We start from the raw sequence: 15,832 nt of genomic DNA on the forward strand, positions 1-15,832 counted from the left end.
GTTTAAAAGAATGAACAACGAAAAGATAAGAAAATGAACGAAAAGATTGGATACGGTAAAGCGCATAGTAAAATTATTTTAATGGGGGAACACGCCGTTGTCTACGGTTACCCAGCGATTGCTTTGCCACTCACAGATATTGAAGTCGTCTGCCATATTTTTCCAGCAGACAAGCCTCTAACCTTTGATTTTTATGACACGTTATCAACAGCAATTTATGCTGCTTTAGATCATTTGCAGCACCTAGAAGAACCAATTACTTATGAAATCGTGTCCCAAGTGCCGCAAAAACGAGGGATGGGGTCTTCGGCGGCTGTTTCTATTGCAGCTATTAGGGCGGTATTCTCTTATTTTCAAAAATCATTACCAGATGAGCTGTTGGAAATTTTAGTCAATAAAGCAGAAATTATTGCTCATACTAATCCTAGTGGTTTAGATGCCAAAACCTGTCTTAGTGACCATGCCATCAAGTTTATTCGAAATATTGGTTTTGAGACTATAAAAATTGACTTAGGTGCTTTTTTAATCATTGCAGACACTGGTGTCCATGGGCATACCCGTGAAGCTATTAATAAGGTGGCCCAGTTTGAAGAAACCAATCTACCTTATCTAGCTAAGTTAGGTAGGTTGACCGAAGCTGTTGAAAAAGCCATTACTCAAAAAGACAATCAGGCTATTGGTCAGCTTATGACTCAGGCTCATTTCACCTTAAAAGCTATCGGAGTGAGCATCGCTAAAGCTGATGAATTAGTTGATGCTGCTCTCAAGGCAGGTGCTCTTGGCGCTAAAATGACTGGAGGCGGTTTAGGAGGTTGTATGATTGCTCTGGTTGACACTAAGGAAATGGCAGAAACCATTAGCCATAAATTACAAGAAGAAGGAGCCGTAAACACGTGGATCCAAATGTTATAACTGTAACATCTTATGCAAATATAGCTATTATCAAATATTGGGGGAAAGAAGACCAGACCAAAATGATTCCCTCAACCTCTAGTATTTCGTTAACTTTGGAAAACATGTTCACTACAACCAGTGTTTCTTTCCTACCAGACACAGCATCAAGTGACCAGTTTTACATCAATGGTTGCTTACAAGATGATAAGGAGCATGCCAAGATTTCGGCTATCATAGACCAGTTTCGAAAACCTAATCAGCCCTTTGTTAAGGTCGAAACTCAAAATAATATGCCAACAGCTGCAGGCCTTTCCTCAAGTTCCAGTGGTTTGTCAGCTTTGGTCAAAGCTTGTGACCAGTTATTTAACACTCAGTTAGATCAAAAAGCTCTAGCTCAGAAAGCAAAATTTGCGTCAGGCTCAGCCTCTCGTTCCTTTTTTGGTCCGGTTGCTGCTTGGGATAAAGACAGCGGTGACATTTATAAGGTGGACACCGACCTGAAAATGGCTATGATTATGCTAGTTTTGAATGATGCTAAAAAGCCAATTTCCAGCCGAGATGGTATGAAATTATGTCGTGAGACGTCTACTACCTTTGATGAGTGGATAGAAAAATCAGCAGTGGATTATCAAAACATGTTGACTTATCTTAAAGCCAATGATTTTGAGAAGGTCGGTCAGTTAGCAGAGTCCAATGCTTTGGCTATGCATGCCACGACCAAAACCGCTAACCCTTCTTTTTCTTATCTCGCAGATGAATCCTATCAAGCAATGGAAGCTGTTAAACAACTCCGTCAGGAAGGCTTTTCTTGCTACTTTACCATGGATGCAGGACCAAATGTGAAGGTACTCTGTCTAGAAAAAGATCTTGAGACATTAGCAGCACGATTTGAAAAAGATTACCGAATCATCGTCTCAAAGACAAAGGACTTACCAGATGCTTAATTACCGTGTACAAACAGGTGGCAAATTATACCTGACAGGAGAATATGCTATTTTAGAGCCGGGCCAGCTGGCACTGATTCAGTTTATTCCCCTGATGATGACAGCAGAAATAGGCCCATCATCTCATCTTCAGCTAGCTTCAGATATGTTTGACCACAAAGCTGATATGACGCCAGATGCTTCGTATGGTCTGATTCAAGCGACGATTAAGACTTTTGCAAACTATATGGGGCAGTCGGTGGAACAATTAGACCCCTTTTCATTGTCTATTACAGGCAAACTAGAGCGGGATGGCAAAAAATTTGGAATTGGCTCAAGTGGGAGTGTCACGCTCTTAACTTTGAAAGCTCTGTCAGCTTATTATCAACAGCCCTTAAGCCAGGAGCTTCTTTTTAAACTAGCTGCATATACGTTACTAACTCAAGGGGATAATGGTTCTATGGGAGATATTGCTTGTATTGCCTATCAAACCTTAGTTGCCTATACTTCTTTTGACCGACAGCAGGTTAGTCAGTGGCTTTCTGATATGCCTTTACGAGATCTTCTAGCCAAAGATTGGGGGTATCAGATTCAGATTATTGAACCAGCTTTGTCGTGTGACTTTTTGGTTGGCTGGACTAAGATTCCCTCTATTTCTAGTCAGATGATTCAACAGGTAAAGGCAAAGATTAGCCCCAGTTTCTTGACTACTAGCTATGAGTTGAGTCAAGAGACTATTGCAGCTTTGCAATCCGGACACAAAGAAGCTCTCAAAACAAGTTTAACAAGAGCGAGTCAGCTGTTAGGAGCTCTCGATCCAGTCATTTACCATCCGAAGTTAGTAACTCTAGTTGAGGCTTGTCAGGGGCTATATGCCGTTGCTAAATCATCTGGCTCTGGTGGTGGAGATTGTGGTATTGCCCTTGCCTTTGACCACGAAGCCAAGGAGGCTATTGTTACTAGATGGCAAGCAGCTGATATTGACTTATTGTATCAAGAAAGGTGGGGAAACTATGACTAATCGTAAAGATGACCATATCAAATATGCTCTCAAGTATCAATCGCCGTACAATGCTTTTGATGACATGGAGTTGATACACCATTCCTTACCTAGCTATGATGTCGCTGATATTGAGTTGAGCACTCATTTTGCAGGACAGGACTTTGAGTTTCCTTTTTACATTAATGCCATGACAGGGGGGAGTCAAAAAGGAAAAGCAGTTAATGAAAAATTAGCTAAAGTGGCAGCTGCTACTGGCATTGTCATGGTGACCGGATCTTATAGCGCTGCTTTGAAAAATCCGAGCGATGACTCTTACCGATTGCATGAAGTAGCAGAAGGGTTAAAACTAGCTACTAATATTGGATTGGATAAGCCAATAGAACTAGCTCAACAGACTGTTAAAGAGATGAATCCCTTATTTTTGCAGGTTCATGTCAATGTGATGCAAGAATTGTTGATGCCAGAAGGTGAACGAGTTTTCCGAACTTGGAAACAACACCTGGCCGACTATGTGAGTCAGATTAGAGTGCCGATTATCCTCAAAGAAGTTGGCTTTGGTATGGATGTCAACACTATTAAAATTGCTCATGAGCTAGGTATTCAAACCTTTGATATCTCAGGTAGAGGAGGTACCTCCTTTGCCTACATTGAAAACCAACGTGGCCTTGATCGTTCGTATCTAAACGATTGGGGTCAAACCACTGTTCAATGTTTGCTAAATGCACAAGGGCTCCTAGATCACGTGGACATTTTGGCCTCAGGAGGTGTGAGACATCCTTTAGACATGATTAAATGTCTGGTGCTTGGGGCGCGTGCTGTGGGACTATCGCGAACTGTTCTAGAATTGGTCGAGAAATACCCTGTTGAGCGCGTGATTGATATCGTGAACGGGTGGAAAGAAGACCTCAAGCTAATCATGTGCGCTCTTGATTGTCGCACTATCCAAGACCTTCGCCAAGTTGATTACCTTCTTTACGGACGTCTCTATCAAGCTAATCATTAAAACCATCTCTATTTGTTAACCAAAGGTTTGGCAAATAGAGATGGTTTTTTGTTATAAGATGGTTAGAAATTATTGTTTAGTTAAAAAAGACAATACACGTTCAGGAATGAAACACATAGTAACAGCTGACTGTCCTTATGACAATGCCGTAGCTGAGAGCGTCTATCGCGCTTTCAAAATTGAATTTATTCATTAAGAAACCTTCCAGCCACTGAAAGAATTAATCCTTAAAACGAAAAATTATGTCTACTGGTGGAATTACCGTCGTATTCATGGCAGTCTCAACTACCAGACACCCATGACCAAAAGATTAACGGTCTAATAAAAACACTCTATAAATGTTGTACAGAAAACTGTTGCCTTTTCAAGCTACCTTTTTTCCCTGCATTCATAAGGGTTGCTAATTGAGATAGGTGAATATCTTGAAAATCCAACAGGGCATTTAAAAGGGTTACTTGTTCGGTAAGTTTACCTTCGAAGTAGTCTTAAATCATGGAAGCTCTCGGGAGCAAAACGTCAATTACAGAAATAGAAATAAGATGGGTGGGTATTACCAAGGATTGTCAATAAGATAGAGATAATGAAACCGAGCGACTAAAAAGCCCTTCCCAAGAGAATGAGTTGGGAGGACTAACCGGTTATTGGGTAACCATCTCTGTTTAAAAAGAGGTAGCCTTAGTTTAAGCATTTCGTAGTATTGCTAGATGCTGACTAGCTTTCTCAAGGTTCATTGGCTTGTCTGCTAATAAGGAGGTCACCAAAGGGGCAACTTCCTCCTCTTTAGCACCTGCTAAAAGGGCTAGTGACTTCGCATGAAGCTTCATATGGCCTGCTTGAATACCTGAGGATGTCAAAGCCTTGAGCGCAGCAAAGTTTTGAGCCAATCCCACCGAAACAATGACCTGAGCTAAGGTTTTAGCATCTGGTTGATTAAGTAAATCACGGGCAATGGAGACAGTTGGATTAAGTCCAATAGACCCCCCTTTACTGGCAATGGGCATAGGAAGCGTTAATTGACCAAGTAATACTTCTTGTTCCTGGTCAAACTCCCAATGACTGAGGCCTTGGTAAGCCCCATTTCTTGAAGCGTAAGCATGCCCCCCCGATTCGATGGCACGCCAGTCGTTCCCTGTCGCCATAACTACCGCGTCAATGCCATTAAATATTCCCTTATTATGGGTGGCAGCTCGGTAGGAGTCCACTTGAGCTAATTGACTTGCCAAGACCATTTTTTTAGCTAATTGCTGGGCTTCTGACTTCTCTCGACTCAAAAAGCGAATATCAACTTGACAACTAGCCGTTACAAGAGACTCTGTGGCATAATTTGATAGGATAGCCATTAAGCTTTTTCCCTTGGATAATGATTCTAGGTCGGGAATAAGTGCTTCCATCATGGTATTGACCATATTGGCTCCCATGGCCTCTTGTGTGTCTACTGTGAGATAAAAAATAAGGAAATCTCCCTTTTCTTCCAAACGGATTTCTCTGGCGCCGCCACCTCTTTTGACAATTGATGGGTAGGCATCATTAGCAGCTGCAATCAGTTTGTCTGAGTTGGCAAGAATAGCTTGTTTAGCCTCTTCCACTTGGTCGATATCATAGAGAGCAACTTGACCAATCATTTGGCGTTTGAGAATTTTAGAGGTAAAGCCCCCAGAGTGCTTGATCAGTTTAGCAGCAAAGGAAGCAGCAGCGACAACAGAAGGTTCTTCAGTCACAAAAGGGACTTGATAAGACACGCCGTTAATGAGGAAATCAGGAGCGATACTAAAAGGTAAGGCAAAGCGTCCCAAAACATTCTCGGTCAGTTGATTAGCCGTTTCGATAGGTAATAAGTAATCATTCTCTAATGCTTGAAAATGCTCAGGGGTTAAGAGTTCAAATTGTTTAATGAGTTGCAGTCGCTCTTCAAAGGTCTTCTTTGAAAAGCCTGCCCAATTAAGATTCATATTTGTCATTGATTTGGTACAGTCGTTGATTGTCCTTGATTTCTGTTAAGGCAAATTTGCCAGTTAAGTAGGTGTTGAAGCTAGCATCGCCTTGCTCATCCAATTTGGCTTCTTCGTAGAAAAGTTCTTCGTACTCAGCGACAGAAAGGCGATGTCTTTGATCTAAAATGGTTTGACGATTCGTTATTAGCATCTGCTCATAGCCTGCTACTAACTGTCCTGAGAAAATTTCACTCACTGCTCCAGAACCGTAACTGAAAAGTCCGATTCGGTCCCCTGCTTGTAACGTTTTGCTATTTTCAAGCAGAGACAAAAGGCCTAAATAAAGAGAACCTGTATAGATGTTGCCGATTTGTTTGCTGTAAGTGATAGAAGCTTGGAAATTTTCCAGTAAGTGTTCCTTGTGTTCAACAGGCAAGGACTCATCCATCATTTTATTCAGTCCTTTCAAGGCTAACTTCGGAAAAGGAAGATGGAAACAAAAAGCAGCAAAATCTGTTAGTTGAGCCTCTGTTTTGTCTTGGTAGGCTTGCCAGGTAGTTTCTAAAGAGTCAAGGTACTGTTTGGTAGAGTAAACGCCGTTAACAAAAGGCGTTGTACTATAATTTGGACGCCAGAAGTCCATGATATCTCGCGTCTGCGCCACATTATCTTGATGCAATTCGAAAATACGTGGATTAGCCGTTACCAACATAGCAATGCTTCCAGCACCTTGAGTGGATTCACCAGCAGACTCAATGCCATATTTAGCAATGTCACTGGCAATAACAAGAACACGTGATTCTGGCTTTGCTGCCACATGTAGTTTAGCGTAATCTAACGCGGCCGTGGCACTATAACAAGCTTCTTTGACTTCAAAAGAACGGGCAAAAGGTTGAATCCCCATCAAATGGTGGACGTAAATTGCCGCGGCTTTGGATTGATCAACACTTGACTCCGTTGCAAGAATAACCATGTCAATTGTAGCTTTGTCTTCATCTGTTAATATCTGATCAGCTGCAGAAGCAGCTAATGTCACAATATCTTCTGTAACCGGAGTAACACTAAGGGCCTCGATGAGTAGTCCCTGACTAAATTTTGCTGGATCTGTTTGGCGAGCAAGAGCCAAGTCATCCAATTTCAAGACATATTGACTGGTCGCAAAACCAATCTTATCAATTCCGATTTTCATAAGTGTCCTTCTTTATATCCATTTTTGTAGTCTTATCCATTTTAACACATTTTATCCAGAAGTTAGACTGATAAAACTATGACTTTCCTTTTTCAGATTAAAAAAAGAGAACTTATCAGATAACATTTCCAAGAGACATTTCGTTTTTATTCTGGTATTTTCCTATAAAATTAGTTAGAATAGTAAGAAGCGCTCAGAAAGAAAGGACCTGGAGATGACAAAAGCAGACGAGATTTTTAAAGCCAATATTGAAAAAATTATGGATGAGGGTGTCTTTAGTGAACAAGCACGTCCCAAGTATAAAGATGGTCGTACGGCTAATTCCAAATACATTACAGGTGCCTTTGCAGAATATGATTTAGCTAAAGGGGAGTTTCCAATTACCACCTTACGACCTATTCCCATTCAATCAGCTATTAAAGAATTATTGTGGATTTATCAAGATCAAACTAACAGTTTAGATGTTTTGGAAAACAAATACAATGTTCATTATTGGAATGAATGGGAAGTTGGTCAGACAAGAACCATTGGTCAACGCTACGGAGCGGTCGTCAAAAAACATGACATCATTTCAAAATTATTGAAGCAATTGTCAGAAAATCCTTGGAACCGTCGCAATGTCATTTCCCTTTGGGACTATGAAGCGTTTGAAGAGACAGAAGGCTTGTTACCATGTGCCTTTCAAACCATGTTTGACGTTAGACGTGTAGAGGAAAATCTTTATTTAGATGCTACCTTGACGCAACGTTCTAATGATATGTTGGTTGCCCATCATATTAACGCCATGCAATATGTTGCCTTGCAAATGATGATTGCTAAACATTTTGGCTGGAAAGTTGGCAAATTCTTTTATTTTGTCAATAATTTACACATTTACGATAATCAATTTCCTCAGGCTAAGGAATTATTGAAACGACACCCAACTGATTGTCAGCCTAAGCTTGTGTTAAATGTTCCAGATGGTACTAATTTCTTTGATATTAAACCAGAAGATTTTGAATTGCAAGACTACGAACCGGTCAAACCACAATTGCGGTTTGACTTGGCAATCTAAGGATTACCTCGATTTTTTTGTGAGCATTTTACTAAGAAATTTGATAAAATAAGGAAAGTTCAAGGTGAAGGAATAGACTAATGACAAAGGAAATGATTGCTATCTGGGCAGAAGATGAAGCAGGTCTTATCGGGGTTGATGGCAAGCTACCATGGTACCTGCCAAGAGAGCTGCAACATTTTAAAGAAACAACTTTGAATCAAGCTATTTTAATGGGGAGAGTAACCTTTGATGGCATGAATCGTAGGCTGCTTCCTAATCGTCAAACCCTTGTGATGACAAGAGATGTAAACTATCAAGTAGATGGGGTATTGACCATGACTAGTGTTGAGGAAGTTCTGGATTGGTATCATGCACAGGAAAAAACACTTTACGTTATTGGTGGAAGCAAGGTTTTAGAAGCCTTTGACGGTTATTTTAATCGTGTGATTAAAACAGTGGTTTGTCACCAATTTGAAGGGGATACCTACCGACCAAAACTTGACTTAAGTCGTTTTAAGGAAGAAATCCAAACCTTCTATCCAAAGGATGCAAACAATCCTTACGATTTTACAGTGACGGTCTTAAAACACCAATAGTATAAGGAGATGATAAGGAATGCAACGTAGTATTTTTGGCATATTTACGGCCTTTTTGTGTGCGATTTGTATCTTATGTGCTATTCCAGCCTTTCGGAAAAATCGTTACGGCCTAGGGACACTATTCTTGTTAAATGCTTTTACCAATTTGGTCAATAGTATCCATGCCTTTTATGGCACCTTGTTTTAAAGCATTCTAAAGCGGGTAATCAAAAGATACTTGAAGCATTTAGAGAATATTGAGTACACGAGTGACTCATGAAACGTATGAAATGATAAGAGAAAGTAAGAGAGAGTTATAGGAAATGGCAGGAAATCGTACAAACGATATTAAAGTATATTGCTCATTTTGTGGCAAGAGCCAAAACGAAGTCAAAAAAATTATTGCAGGGAATAATGTTTTTATCTGTAATGAATGTGTGGCTTTGTCACAAGAAATTATTAAAGAAGAGTTGGCAGAAGAAGTATTAGCTGATCTAACAGAAGTTCCAAAACCCAAAGAGCTCCTTGAGGTTTTAAACCAGTATGTTGTTGGCCAAAATCGTGCCAAACGTGCTTTATCAGTAGCTGTTTACAATCATTACAAACGCGTATCATTCACGGAAAGTCGTGATGATGAAGATGTGGAATTGCAAAAATCAAACATTTTAATGATTGGTCCAACAGGTTCAGGAAAGACTTTTCTGGCTCAAACCTTAGCTAAGAGCTTAAATGTTCCCTTTGCGATTGCTGATGCAACCTCACTGACTGAAGCAGGGTATGTTGGAGAAGATGTGGAAAATATTCTTCTCAAGCTTATCCAAGCAGCTGATTATAATGTGGAACGAGCAGAGCGTGGTATCATCTATGTCGATGAAATTGATAAGATTGCTAAAAAAGGCGAAAATGTGTCCATCACACGTGATGTTTCTGGTGAGGGAGTTCAGCAGGCCTTACTAAAAATTATTGAAGGAACGGTTGCTAGTGTTCCTCCTCAAGGCGGTCGTAAGCATCCAAATCAGGAAATGATTCAAATTGATACCAAGAATATCTTGTTTATTGTTGGGGGAGCCTTTGACGGCATTGAAGATATTGTCAAACAACGTTTAGGAGAAAAAGTCATTGGTTTTGGTCAAAACAGCCGAAAAATCGACGACAATGCTTCTTATATGCAAGAGATTATTTCAGAAGATATCCAAAAATTTGGTCTTATACCAGAGTTTATTGGACGCTTGCCAGTCGTAGCTGCTCTTGAACAACTAAACACATCAGATTTGATTCAGATTTTGACAGAACCAAGAAATGCCCTAGTCAAGCAATATCAAGCTCTTCTTTCTTACGATGGCGTCGAATTGGCATTTGATAAGGAAGCCTTAGAAGCCATTGCAAATAAAGCCATTGAGCGTAAGACAGGCGCGCGTGGTCTTCGTTCTATTATCGAAGAAACAATGTTAGACATTATGTTTGAAATTCCAAGCCAAGAAGATGTCATAAAAGTGCGTATCACCAAGGCTGCTGTCGAAGGCAAGTCAAAACCCGTTTTAGAGACAGCGTAAGGAGAAATAATGGCTGAAGAACAAGTCTTAAATACCCATAATGCCTCAATTTTGTTGAGCGCTGCAAACAAATCTCACTACCCTCAAGATGACCTGCCAGAAATTGCTTTGGCAGGACGTTCCAATGTTGGGAAATCTAGTTTTATTAACAGCATGCTTGGGCGAAAAAACTTAGCGCGTACGTCAAGTAAGCCAGGAAAAACTCAGCTTTTAAATTTTTTCAACATTGATGACAAGCTTCGCTTTGTGGATGTACCAGGATATGGTTATGCCAAAGTATCAAAATCTGAACGTGCTAAATGGGGCAAAATGATTGAAGAATATTTGACTAGCAGGGATAATCTAAGAGCTGTCGTGAGTTTGGTGGATTTACGTCATGAATCTTCTAAAGAAGATGTTCAAATGTATGAGTTTTTAAAGTATTATGACATTCCTGTCATTATTGTGGCAACCAAAGCAGACAAGATTCCTCGTGGTAAGTGGAATAAGCATGAATCAATGGTTAAGAAAACTCTGGGGTTTGACAAGACAGATCATTTTATCATTTTTTCATCAGTGGACCGCGTGGGTATCGACGAAGCATGGGATACTATTTTAGAATACCTGTAAAAGAGAGAAATCCTAACAGATAGAATATTTCCAATAGGGAATGTTCTTTTTGTGTTCTAAAAAAAGGGTAGGTTAGAAGTTTTTTATTTTGACTTGACGCTTTAATCATGTCATGCTAGTATTTTATATTGAGGAGATAAGTAATGACACGAGTAGCCATAGGGCACCCCGCAAGAAAATGTTTGCTATGGGATCGATGTAGTGCTCTTTGTGTGTTTATCATTTTCCTAGCTTTATTGACGATGCTTTTTGTGATTAGGTACCGTAATAGTTCTATCGAAGGTATTTGGAAGACGGCAAGTATTGATCAAAAATTAGGAGATGATTTTGCGAAACGGCTCACAGGATTACATCAAAGTCCCCTTATTGATGACAGTTTGTTAACGTCATCCGAAATGATTTTACAGGTTAAAAATAATAATGCTCACCTAAGCTTTAGAGTCCAAGTCGAAAAAGCTGCCTTTGCTGAACGTTTAGCATCTTATCACGAAAATGAGTTATTAAAGATATTGAAAGATAATCACCTTGTGATTGGTGATTTGAGTCAGGAAGAACAACACATCATTGACAGTAGCATGCCAGCTCACCATGAGTTGGAAATGATTTTAGATCAGGCTTTTGAAAAGCTAGCTTCCAATATTGGTGGTCATTATGATCGGAAAACAGGAAGCTTGTCTGCTGTTATTCTTAAAGGCAATGTTAATCGCATTTTGCATACTATTGATATTAGTAAATTAATCACAGGACATATTTACCTTTCAAAAGGAATCACAACACCTAATGGTTACTTTGATTACATCAAATTTGGTAGAAAACTAGAATTATTAGGTGATGAAAAAATTATTTTTAAAAAGATAACAGAAAAAAGCGCATCTGGCACTTCTTAAGGTTGCAAGATGCGCTTTTTTACGTTAGGTCATTTTCCAAAAGTACTGGCTAATGATCAATTTTTGTCGTGAATGACTAACTGTCCTTGTTCCAGACTAGCTTGTAGGTTTTTGACCTCTGGGTGATCGAGGTAGAAGTCTGTAATGCGGTCTCGGATTTCTTGCTCGATGACACGGCGTAATGGTCGAACTCCCATTGCGTGGTCATAACCTAGTTCAATCAAGTGAGCTTTGGCATCATCAGAAATAGTTAAGCTAATTCCTTTTTTAGCTATGGTTTGATTAACTTCTGCTAACATTAAATCAACAATTTCTTCTAAGTCTTCTTTTTGCAAATGATTGAATTCGATAACCCCATTGAAACGATTGAGAAATTCTGGTCTAAAGTAAGGCGCAATACGGTCCATAATAGCAGGTTGATCTGTGTTTTCATCTTCTTGATGCCCAAATCCCGCATTAGAAGTAGCAATGATAACAGTGTTTTTAAAGTTGATGGTATTCCCCTGACCATCTGTTAATCGGCCATCATCCAGTACTTGGAGAAGAAGGGTAATGACTTGCGGATCGGCTTTTTCAATCTCATCCAATAGAACAATCGCATATGGATTGCGACGAACGCGTTCTGTTAGCGTATTGTTATTATCATCATAGCCAATATAACCAGCAGTTGTGCCGATTAGCTTGGACACAGCTGTACGATCACTATATTCAGACATGTCAAGTCGAATAATAGCATCTTTGGAACCAAAGAGGTCCAGTGCTAGCTGTTTGGCTAATTCTGTTTTACCGACACCTGTTGGTCCAACAAAGAGGAAGGAACCGATAGGACGATTGCCGTCGTCAAAACCAGCTCGATTACGGCGAATAGCACGAGCCACAGCTTCAACAGCTCCATCTTGGCCAATCACGTGTCCTTTTAAGCGGTTACTAATTTCTTTGAGTCTTTCCAAATCACTAGCTCCCATATTGGACACTGGGACACCAGTCAGACGCTCTACGGATTTTGCAATGTCATTGACAGTAGCAGTAACCTTTTGGTCTTCGCTATGGCTATCCATTTGTTTTTGCAATTCTTCAATTCGTGTTTTAGCGGTTAAAGCTCTCTCAAAATCTTCTTTGGCCACAGCCTCTTCTTGGATGTTCTTTTGAGTTGTCATTTCAGCTTCTAGAGACTTGAGGTCAGTCACAGGATGCTGAGCAGCTAAATGCGCAGCAGTCATATCTACTAAGTCAATCGCTTTATCTGGTAAACTACGTTGAGGAATGTACTGAATAGAATAGTCAATCGCAGCTTTAAGAACAGCATCCGGAAGGATAACATTATGGTGTTGTTCGTAAAGATTTCGAATTCCCATTAAAATATGGAAGGTGTCTTCAGCAGACGGTGCATTGACCTTAACCTCATTAAAACGACGAGCAAGCGCAGCATTTTTTAAAATGGTATTGCGGTATTCATCTTGAGTTGTTGCACCAATCAGTGTCAATTCACCACGGGAAAGAGCAGGTTTTAGCATATCAGCTAATCCTTTAGACCCAGAGTCACCACCAGTGGAACCTGCACCAAGGATTTGATGGATTTCGTCAAAGAAGAGAATAATATTCCCAGCTTCTTTGACCTCTTGAATCATGTTTTGGATATTTTCTTCAAAGGAGCCACGGTACTGAGTGCCTGCTTCAAGGCCAGAGATATCAATGGAAATAATTTCTTTATTTTTGATAGCAGCAGGGACGTCACCATTCACAATAGCTTGAGCTAGTCCTTCAACCACAGCTGTTTTACCAACACCAGCATCTCCGACTAGAACGGGATTATTCTTTGTTCGGCGAGCTAAAATTTCCGCAGTGTCTTGAATTTCGTGATTGCGACCAATAACAGGATCAAGTTTTCCTTGTCTTGCTTCTTCAGTTAAGTTGGTGCCCAGTTTAGCTAAAATCCCATCCTTTTTGGTCTGATGACCTTGGGATGTAGACTGTTCAGTACCTTTATCACCTTTATCGCTTAGACGACCAGTTTGACGATATGCCTGGAATTCTTCAGGTGTCATTTCGCGTCCATTCACTAAATAGCGTCGATTTTCACTACGATAGCCACCCATATTGCCCATTAGTTGATTAAAGATATCATCCATGTTTCCAAAAGGATCTTTGTCATAATAATTTGTCATATTAGTTACCTCGAAATAAAAATAATGTACTATCGTAAGATAGAGTAGGAAGGTTACCATTCTTAGATCCGTACACACTTTAGTAGATTAGAGAGGTCACAGCTAAGAATTGGAGTTTACGTTTTGCTAACCACCTTATGATATTATTTTATCTATTTAGTCAGTTAAGGTCAAATAAAAAAATTAAAAATTTGGGTTTGTTTTTTAAAACAGCAAATTTCAAGTCCAAGTTAGCTACTTTGCCAAAATTCTCTGGGTGATTTGTAACCTAGTATTTTCTTTGGATAGTTATTTATCCAATTTTCAATGCATGCGACTTGTTGCTGGGTCGCATTTTTACTTCCCTTAGACCACCAACGGGGTATCAGCCTGTTATGATTTTTATTAGTCCCACGTTTCCACGATGCATAAGGATAAGCATAGTAAATGTGCTCGGGATTAAAAACTTCAGCTAATGGACTGAATTCATCCCCGTTGTCTGCTTTGATAGAGTTAATCTGATACTCTTTAAGAATAGCTTTTAGCGCTTGGTTCACAGAAGAATCCGACTTGTCAGGAATGAGGCGAATGAGTTGATAGCGACTCTTTGTGTCGGTTAGGGTCAGTAGACACTCATTTTTAGCTCGTGACTGAATAACGGTATCAATCTCAAAGTCTCCAAAATGCTCACGCTTATTAATGCTCTCTGATCGCACCTCGATAGATTTTCCAGCAGGCTTAAAGTCAAGACTGGCTTGTTTTTTATTAGCTTTCACTTTGCGAGAATAGAGCGTGTCAGATTCGGTAAATCTTAAGTGCCCATGAAGAATCCAGTAATAGATGGTTGCAATAGGAACCTTAATCCCTTTTGTTTTGACCATCATTTCAGGAGAGTATCTGTGTTTGATGTAGTGAGTTATCTTTTCTTTGAGTCCCTTGGTTAGGGAGACCTGTTTAACAGAACGTTTGCGATTGTTTTGATAAGCTTTTTGAGCGAAATCAGCTGAGTAGAGTACTTCAAATTTCCCTTTACAAACTTGTTGTCTCACTTGTCCACGTTTAACTTCATTGATAGTGGTTTGAGGAGCTTTAGCTAATCTTCCAGCAATGTCACGATTTGAATAGTCTTCGTGGAACTAACGTTCAATGTTTCTGCGATCAGCTAGTGTCAATTGTTTCCCTTTGGGTGTATAATAGTTTTGCATCTCGGAGTCTTTCTAATTGTTGTTGTGATAAACTACAATTATATCTCTCTGAGATGTTTTTTCATACTCTCAACTGGTTAACTTCATTTTAGAACTTTCAGCCCAAGCAGCTAAATGAAAAGGTTAATTTTTTTAGATTTTTCTATTGACAACTAAACATTAAAACGGTATACTGATTAAGGTTTGATAAAAACTGACCTAAGACAGCAGGGGAGCGTGCTCATAATATTCCTGCCGAGGCACAAAACGTAATTAGAAAAATAACGTATTTGTACTTTCGTGTCTAGGTTTAGGTGCGATTTTTTTGTACCTAGCCCAAAAATAAAAACGGAGGTAAAACTAATGAGTGAAGCAATTATTGCTAAAAAAGCTGAACAAGTCGAACTTATTGCTGAGAAAATGAAAGCAGCAGCAAGTATCGTTGTTGTTGATTCACGTGGTCTTACAGTTGATCAAGATACTGTTCTTCGTCGTTCACTTCGTGAAAGTGGCGTTGAGTTTAAAGTTATCAAAAACTCAATTTTGACTCGTGCAGCTGAAAAAGCAGGTCTTGATGAGTTGAAAGACGTATTCGTAGGACCATCTGCAGTAGCATTTTCTAACGAAGATGTTATTGCACCAGCTAAAGTTATCAATGACTTTGCAAAAACTGCTGACGCACTTGAAATCAAAGGTGGTGCAATCGAAGGCGCTGTTTCTTCAAAAGAAGAAATCCAAGCACTTGCAACATTGCCAAACCGCGAAGGAATGCTTTCTATGCTTCTTTCTGTACTTCAAGCTCCAGTCCGCAACGTTGCATACGCTGTCAAAGCTGTTGCAGAAAACAAAGAAGGCGCTGCTTAAGTCGTCTCAAAGTAGCTTAAGGCTACACTTAACA

At 39.7% G+C, this 15,832-nt stretch carries 14 protein-coding genes, 2 pseudogenes and 1 other annotated feature; of the genes and pseudogenes, 12 read left to right on the top strand and 4 right to left on the bottom strand.

The window, feature by feature from the left end; all coding sequences use genetic code 11:
- Positions 1-33: 33 nt before the first annotated feature.
- From mvk to DYD17_RS04860, 5 genes and pseudogenes are all read left to right on the top strand, one after another.
- Positions 34-912: a mevalonate kinase gene (gene mvk / locus DYD17_RS04840; RefSeq protein ID WP_115252814.1), complete on the top strand. Its 879-nt coding sequence runs from the start codon at positions 34-36 to the stop codon at positions 910-912.
- Positions 894-1,838: a diphosphomevalonate decarboxylase gene (gene mvaD, locus DYD17_RS04845; RefSeq protein WP_115276390.1), complete on the top strand. Its 945-nt coding sequence runs from the start codon at positions 894-896 to the stop codon at positions 1,836-1,838. Before mvk ends, mvaD begins: the two co-directional genes overlap by 19 nt.
- Positions 1,831-2,838 carry a phosphomevalonate kinase gene (locus tag DYD17_RS04850; RefSeq protein WP_003050321.1) on the top strand — a complete coding sequence of 336 codons (1,008 nt, stop codon included), beginning with the start codon at positions 1,831-1,833 and terminating at the stop codon, positions 2,836-2,838. Before mvaD ends, DYD17_RS04850 begins: the two co-directional genes overlap by 8 nt.
- Complete coding sequence (gene fni, locus DYD17_RS04855) at positions 2,831-3,823, top strand: type 2 isopentenyl-diphosphate Delta-isomerase (RefSeq protein WP_115252816.1); 993 nt, start codon at positions 2,831-2,833, stop codon at positions 3,821-3,823. The genes DYD17_RS04850 and fni overlap by 8 nt, the downstream gene beginning before the upstream one ends.
- 124 nt (positions 3,824-3,947) lie before the next feature.
- Positions 3,948-4,145 (top strand): annotated as a pseudogene (locus tag DYD17_RS04860) (IS3 family transposase); the annotation flags it as partial.
- A 358-nt stretch (positions 4,146-4,503) separates the two neighbouring features.
- On the opposite strand, the gene DYD17_RS04865 reads toward DYD17_RS04860, so the two are convergent.
- Together DYD17_RS04865 and DYD17_RS04870 are read right to left on the bottom strand one after the other, a co-directional pair.
- The gene (locus DYD17_RS04865) at positions 4,504-5,781 is read right to left on the bottom strand and encodes a hydroxymethylglutaryl-CoA reductase, degradative (RefSeq protein ID WP_115252817.1); all 1,278 of its coding nucleotides are present in this window, start codon (positions 5,779-5,781) and stop codon (positions 4,504-4,506) included.
- The gene (locus DYD17_RS04870) at positions 5,762-6,943 is read right to left on the bottom strand and encodes a hydroxymethylglutaryl-CoA synthase (protein WP_003050333.1); all 1,182 of its coding nucleotides are present in this window, start codon (positions 6,941-6,943) and stop codon (positions 5,762-5,764) included. Before DYD17_RS04870 ends, DYD17_RS04865 begins: the two co-directional genes overlap by 20 nt.
- A gap of 214 nt (positions 6,944-7,157) precedes the next feature.
- Between DYD17_RS04870 and DYD17_RS04875 the strand changes: the two genes are divergently transcribed.
- The 6 genes from DYD17_RS04875 (at position 7,158) to DYD17_RS04900 (ending at position 11,606) form a co-directional block, all read left to right on the top strand.
- A complete protein-coding gene (locus DYD17_RS04875; protein ID WP_003050334.1) occupies positions 7,158-7,997 on the top strand; it encodes a thymidylate synthase in 840 nt (279 codons plus the stop codon).
- An 80-nt stretch (positions 7,998-8,077) separates the two neighbouring features.
- Positions 8,078-8,575, top strand: a complete 498-nt coding sequence (locus tag DYD17_RS04880) for a dihydrofolate reductase (protein ID WP_115252818.1) — start codon at positions 8,078-8,080, stop codon at positions 8,573-8,575.
- A 19-nt stretch (positions 8,576-8,594) separates the two neighbouring features.
- The gene (locus DYD17_RS04885) at positions 8,595-8,765 is read left to right on the top strand and encodes a hypothetical protein (protein WP_003050338.1); all 171 of its coding nucleotides are present in this window, start codon (positions 8,595-8,597) and stop codon (positions 8,763-8,765) included.
- A gap of 115 nt (positions 8,766-8,880) precedes the next feature.
- Positions 8,881-10,110 (top strand): ATP-dependent Clp protease ATP-binding subunit ClpX, encoded by a 1,230-nt coding sequence (gene clpX / locus DYD17_RS04890; protein WP_115252819.1) that lies wholly within the window; start codon positions 8,881-8,883, stop codon positions 10,108-10,110.
- A gap of 9 nt (positions 10,111-10,119) precedes the next feature.
- Positions 10,120-10,719, top strand: a complete 600-nt coding sequence (yihA, locus tag DYD17_RS04895; RefSeq protein WP_115252820.1) for a ribosome biogenesis GTP-binding protein YihA/YsxC — start codon at positions 10,120-10,122, stop codon at positions 10,717-10,719.
- Between the two features lie 143 nt (positions 10,720-10,862).
- The gene (locus DYD17_RS04900) at positions 10,863-11,606 is read left to right on the top strand and encodes a hypothetical protein (RefSeq protein ID WP_003050349.1); all 744 of its coding nucleotides are present in this window, start codon (positions 10,863-10,865) and stop codon (positions 11,604-11,606) included.
- A 56-nt stretch (positions 11,607-11,662) separates the two neighbouring features.
- Here the strand turns inward: DYD17_RS04900 and DYD17_RS04905 are convergent, their stop codons facing one another.
- The gene (locus DYD17_RS04905) at positions 11,663-13,771 is read right to left on the bottom strand and encodes an AAA family ATPase (RefSeq protein ID WP_003050352.1); all 2,109 of its coding nucleotides are present in this window, start codon (positions 13,769-13,771) and stop codon (positions 11,663-11,665) included.
- A gap of 160 nt (positions 13,772-13,931) precedes the next feature.
- Positions 13,932-14,955: pseudogene (locus tag DYD17_RS04910) on the bottom strand (IS30 family transposase).
- Positions 14,956-15,134: 179 nt separating this feature from the next.
- Positions 15,135-15,269: a sequence feature (ribosomal protein L10 leader region), on the top strand.
- A gap of 28 nt (positions 15,270-15,297) precedes the next feature.
- Here DYD17_RS04910 and rplJ point away from each other — a divergent pair.
- Positions 15,298-15,798, top strand: a complete 501-nt coding sequence (gene rplJ, locus DYD17_RS04915) for a 50S ribosomal protein L10 (RefSeq protein WP_003050354.1) — start codon at positions 15,298-15,300, stop codon at positions 15,796-15,798.
- Positions 15,799-15,832: the final 34 nt, after the last annotated feature.

The sequence above is a fragment of the Streptococcus dysgalactiae subsp. dysgalactiae genome, assembly GCF_900459225.1.
Taxonomy (GTDB): Bacteria; Bacillota; Bacilli; order Lactobacillales; family Streptococcaceae; genus Streptococcus; species Streptococcus dysgalactiae.

Excerpts from the sequence above, each read along its gene's own strand:
- DYD17_RS04865 (WP_115252817.1), bottom strand. The coding sequence starts at position 5,781 with ATGACAAATATGAATCTTAATTGGGCAGGCTTTTCAAAGAAGACCTTT.
- DYD17_RS04870 (WP_003050333.1), bottom strand. The coding sequence starts at position 6,943 with ATGAAAATCGGAATTGATAAGATTGGTTTTGCGACCAGTCAATATGTC.
- clpX (WP_115252819.1), top strand. The coding sequence starts at position 8,881 with ATGGCAGGAAATCGTACAAACGATATTAAAGTATATTGCTCATTTTGT.
- DYD17_RS04850 (WP_003050321.1), top strand. The coding sequence starts at position 1,831 with ATGCTTAATTACCGTGTACAAACAGGTGGCAAATTATACCTGACAGGA.
- DYD17_RS04875 (WP_003050334.1), top strand. The coding sequence starts at position 7,158 with ATGACAAAAGCAGACGAGATTTTTAAAGCCAATATTGAAAAAATTATG.
- DYD17_RS04880 (WP_115252818.1), top strand. The coding sequence starts at position 8,078 with ATGACAAAGGAAATGATTGCTATCTGGGCAGAAGATGAAGCAGGTCTT.
- DYD17_RS04905 (WP_003050352.1), bottom strand. The coding sequence starts at position 13,771 with ATGACAAATTATTATGACAAAGATCCTTTTGGAAACATGGATGATATC.
- fni (WP_115252816.1), top strand. The coding sequence starts at position 2,831 with ATGACTAATCGTAAAGATGACCATATCAAATATGCTCTCAAGTATCAA.
- yihA (WP_115252820.1), top strand. The coding sequence starts at position 10,120 with ATGGCTGAAGAACAAGTCTTAAATACCCATAATGCCTCAATTTTGTTG.
- DYD17_RS04900 (WP_003050349.1), top strand. The coding sequence starts at position 10,863 with ATGACACGAGTAGCCATAGGGCACCCCGCAAGAAAATGTTTGCTATGG.
- rplJ (WP_003050354.1), top strand. The coding sequence starts at position 15,298 with ATGAGTGAAGCAATTATTGCTAAAAAAGCTGAACAAGTCGAACTTATT.
- DYD17_RS04885 (WP_003050338.1), top strand. The coding sequence starts at position 8,595 with ATGCAACGTAGTATTTTTGGCATATTTACGGCCTTTTTGTGTGCGATT.
- mvk (WP_115252814.1), top strand. The coding sequence starts at position 34 with ATGAACGAAAAGATTGGATACGGTAAAGCGCATAGTAAAATTATTTTA.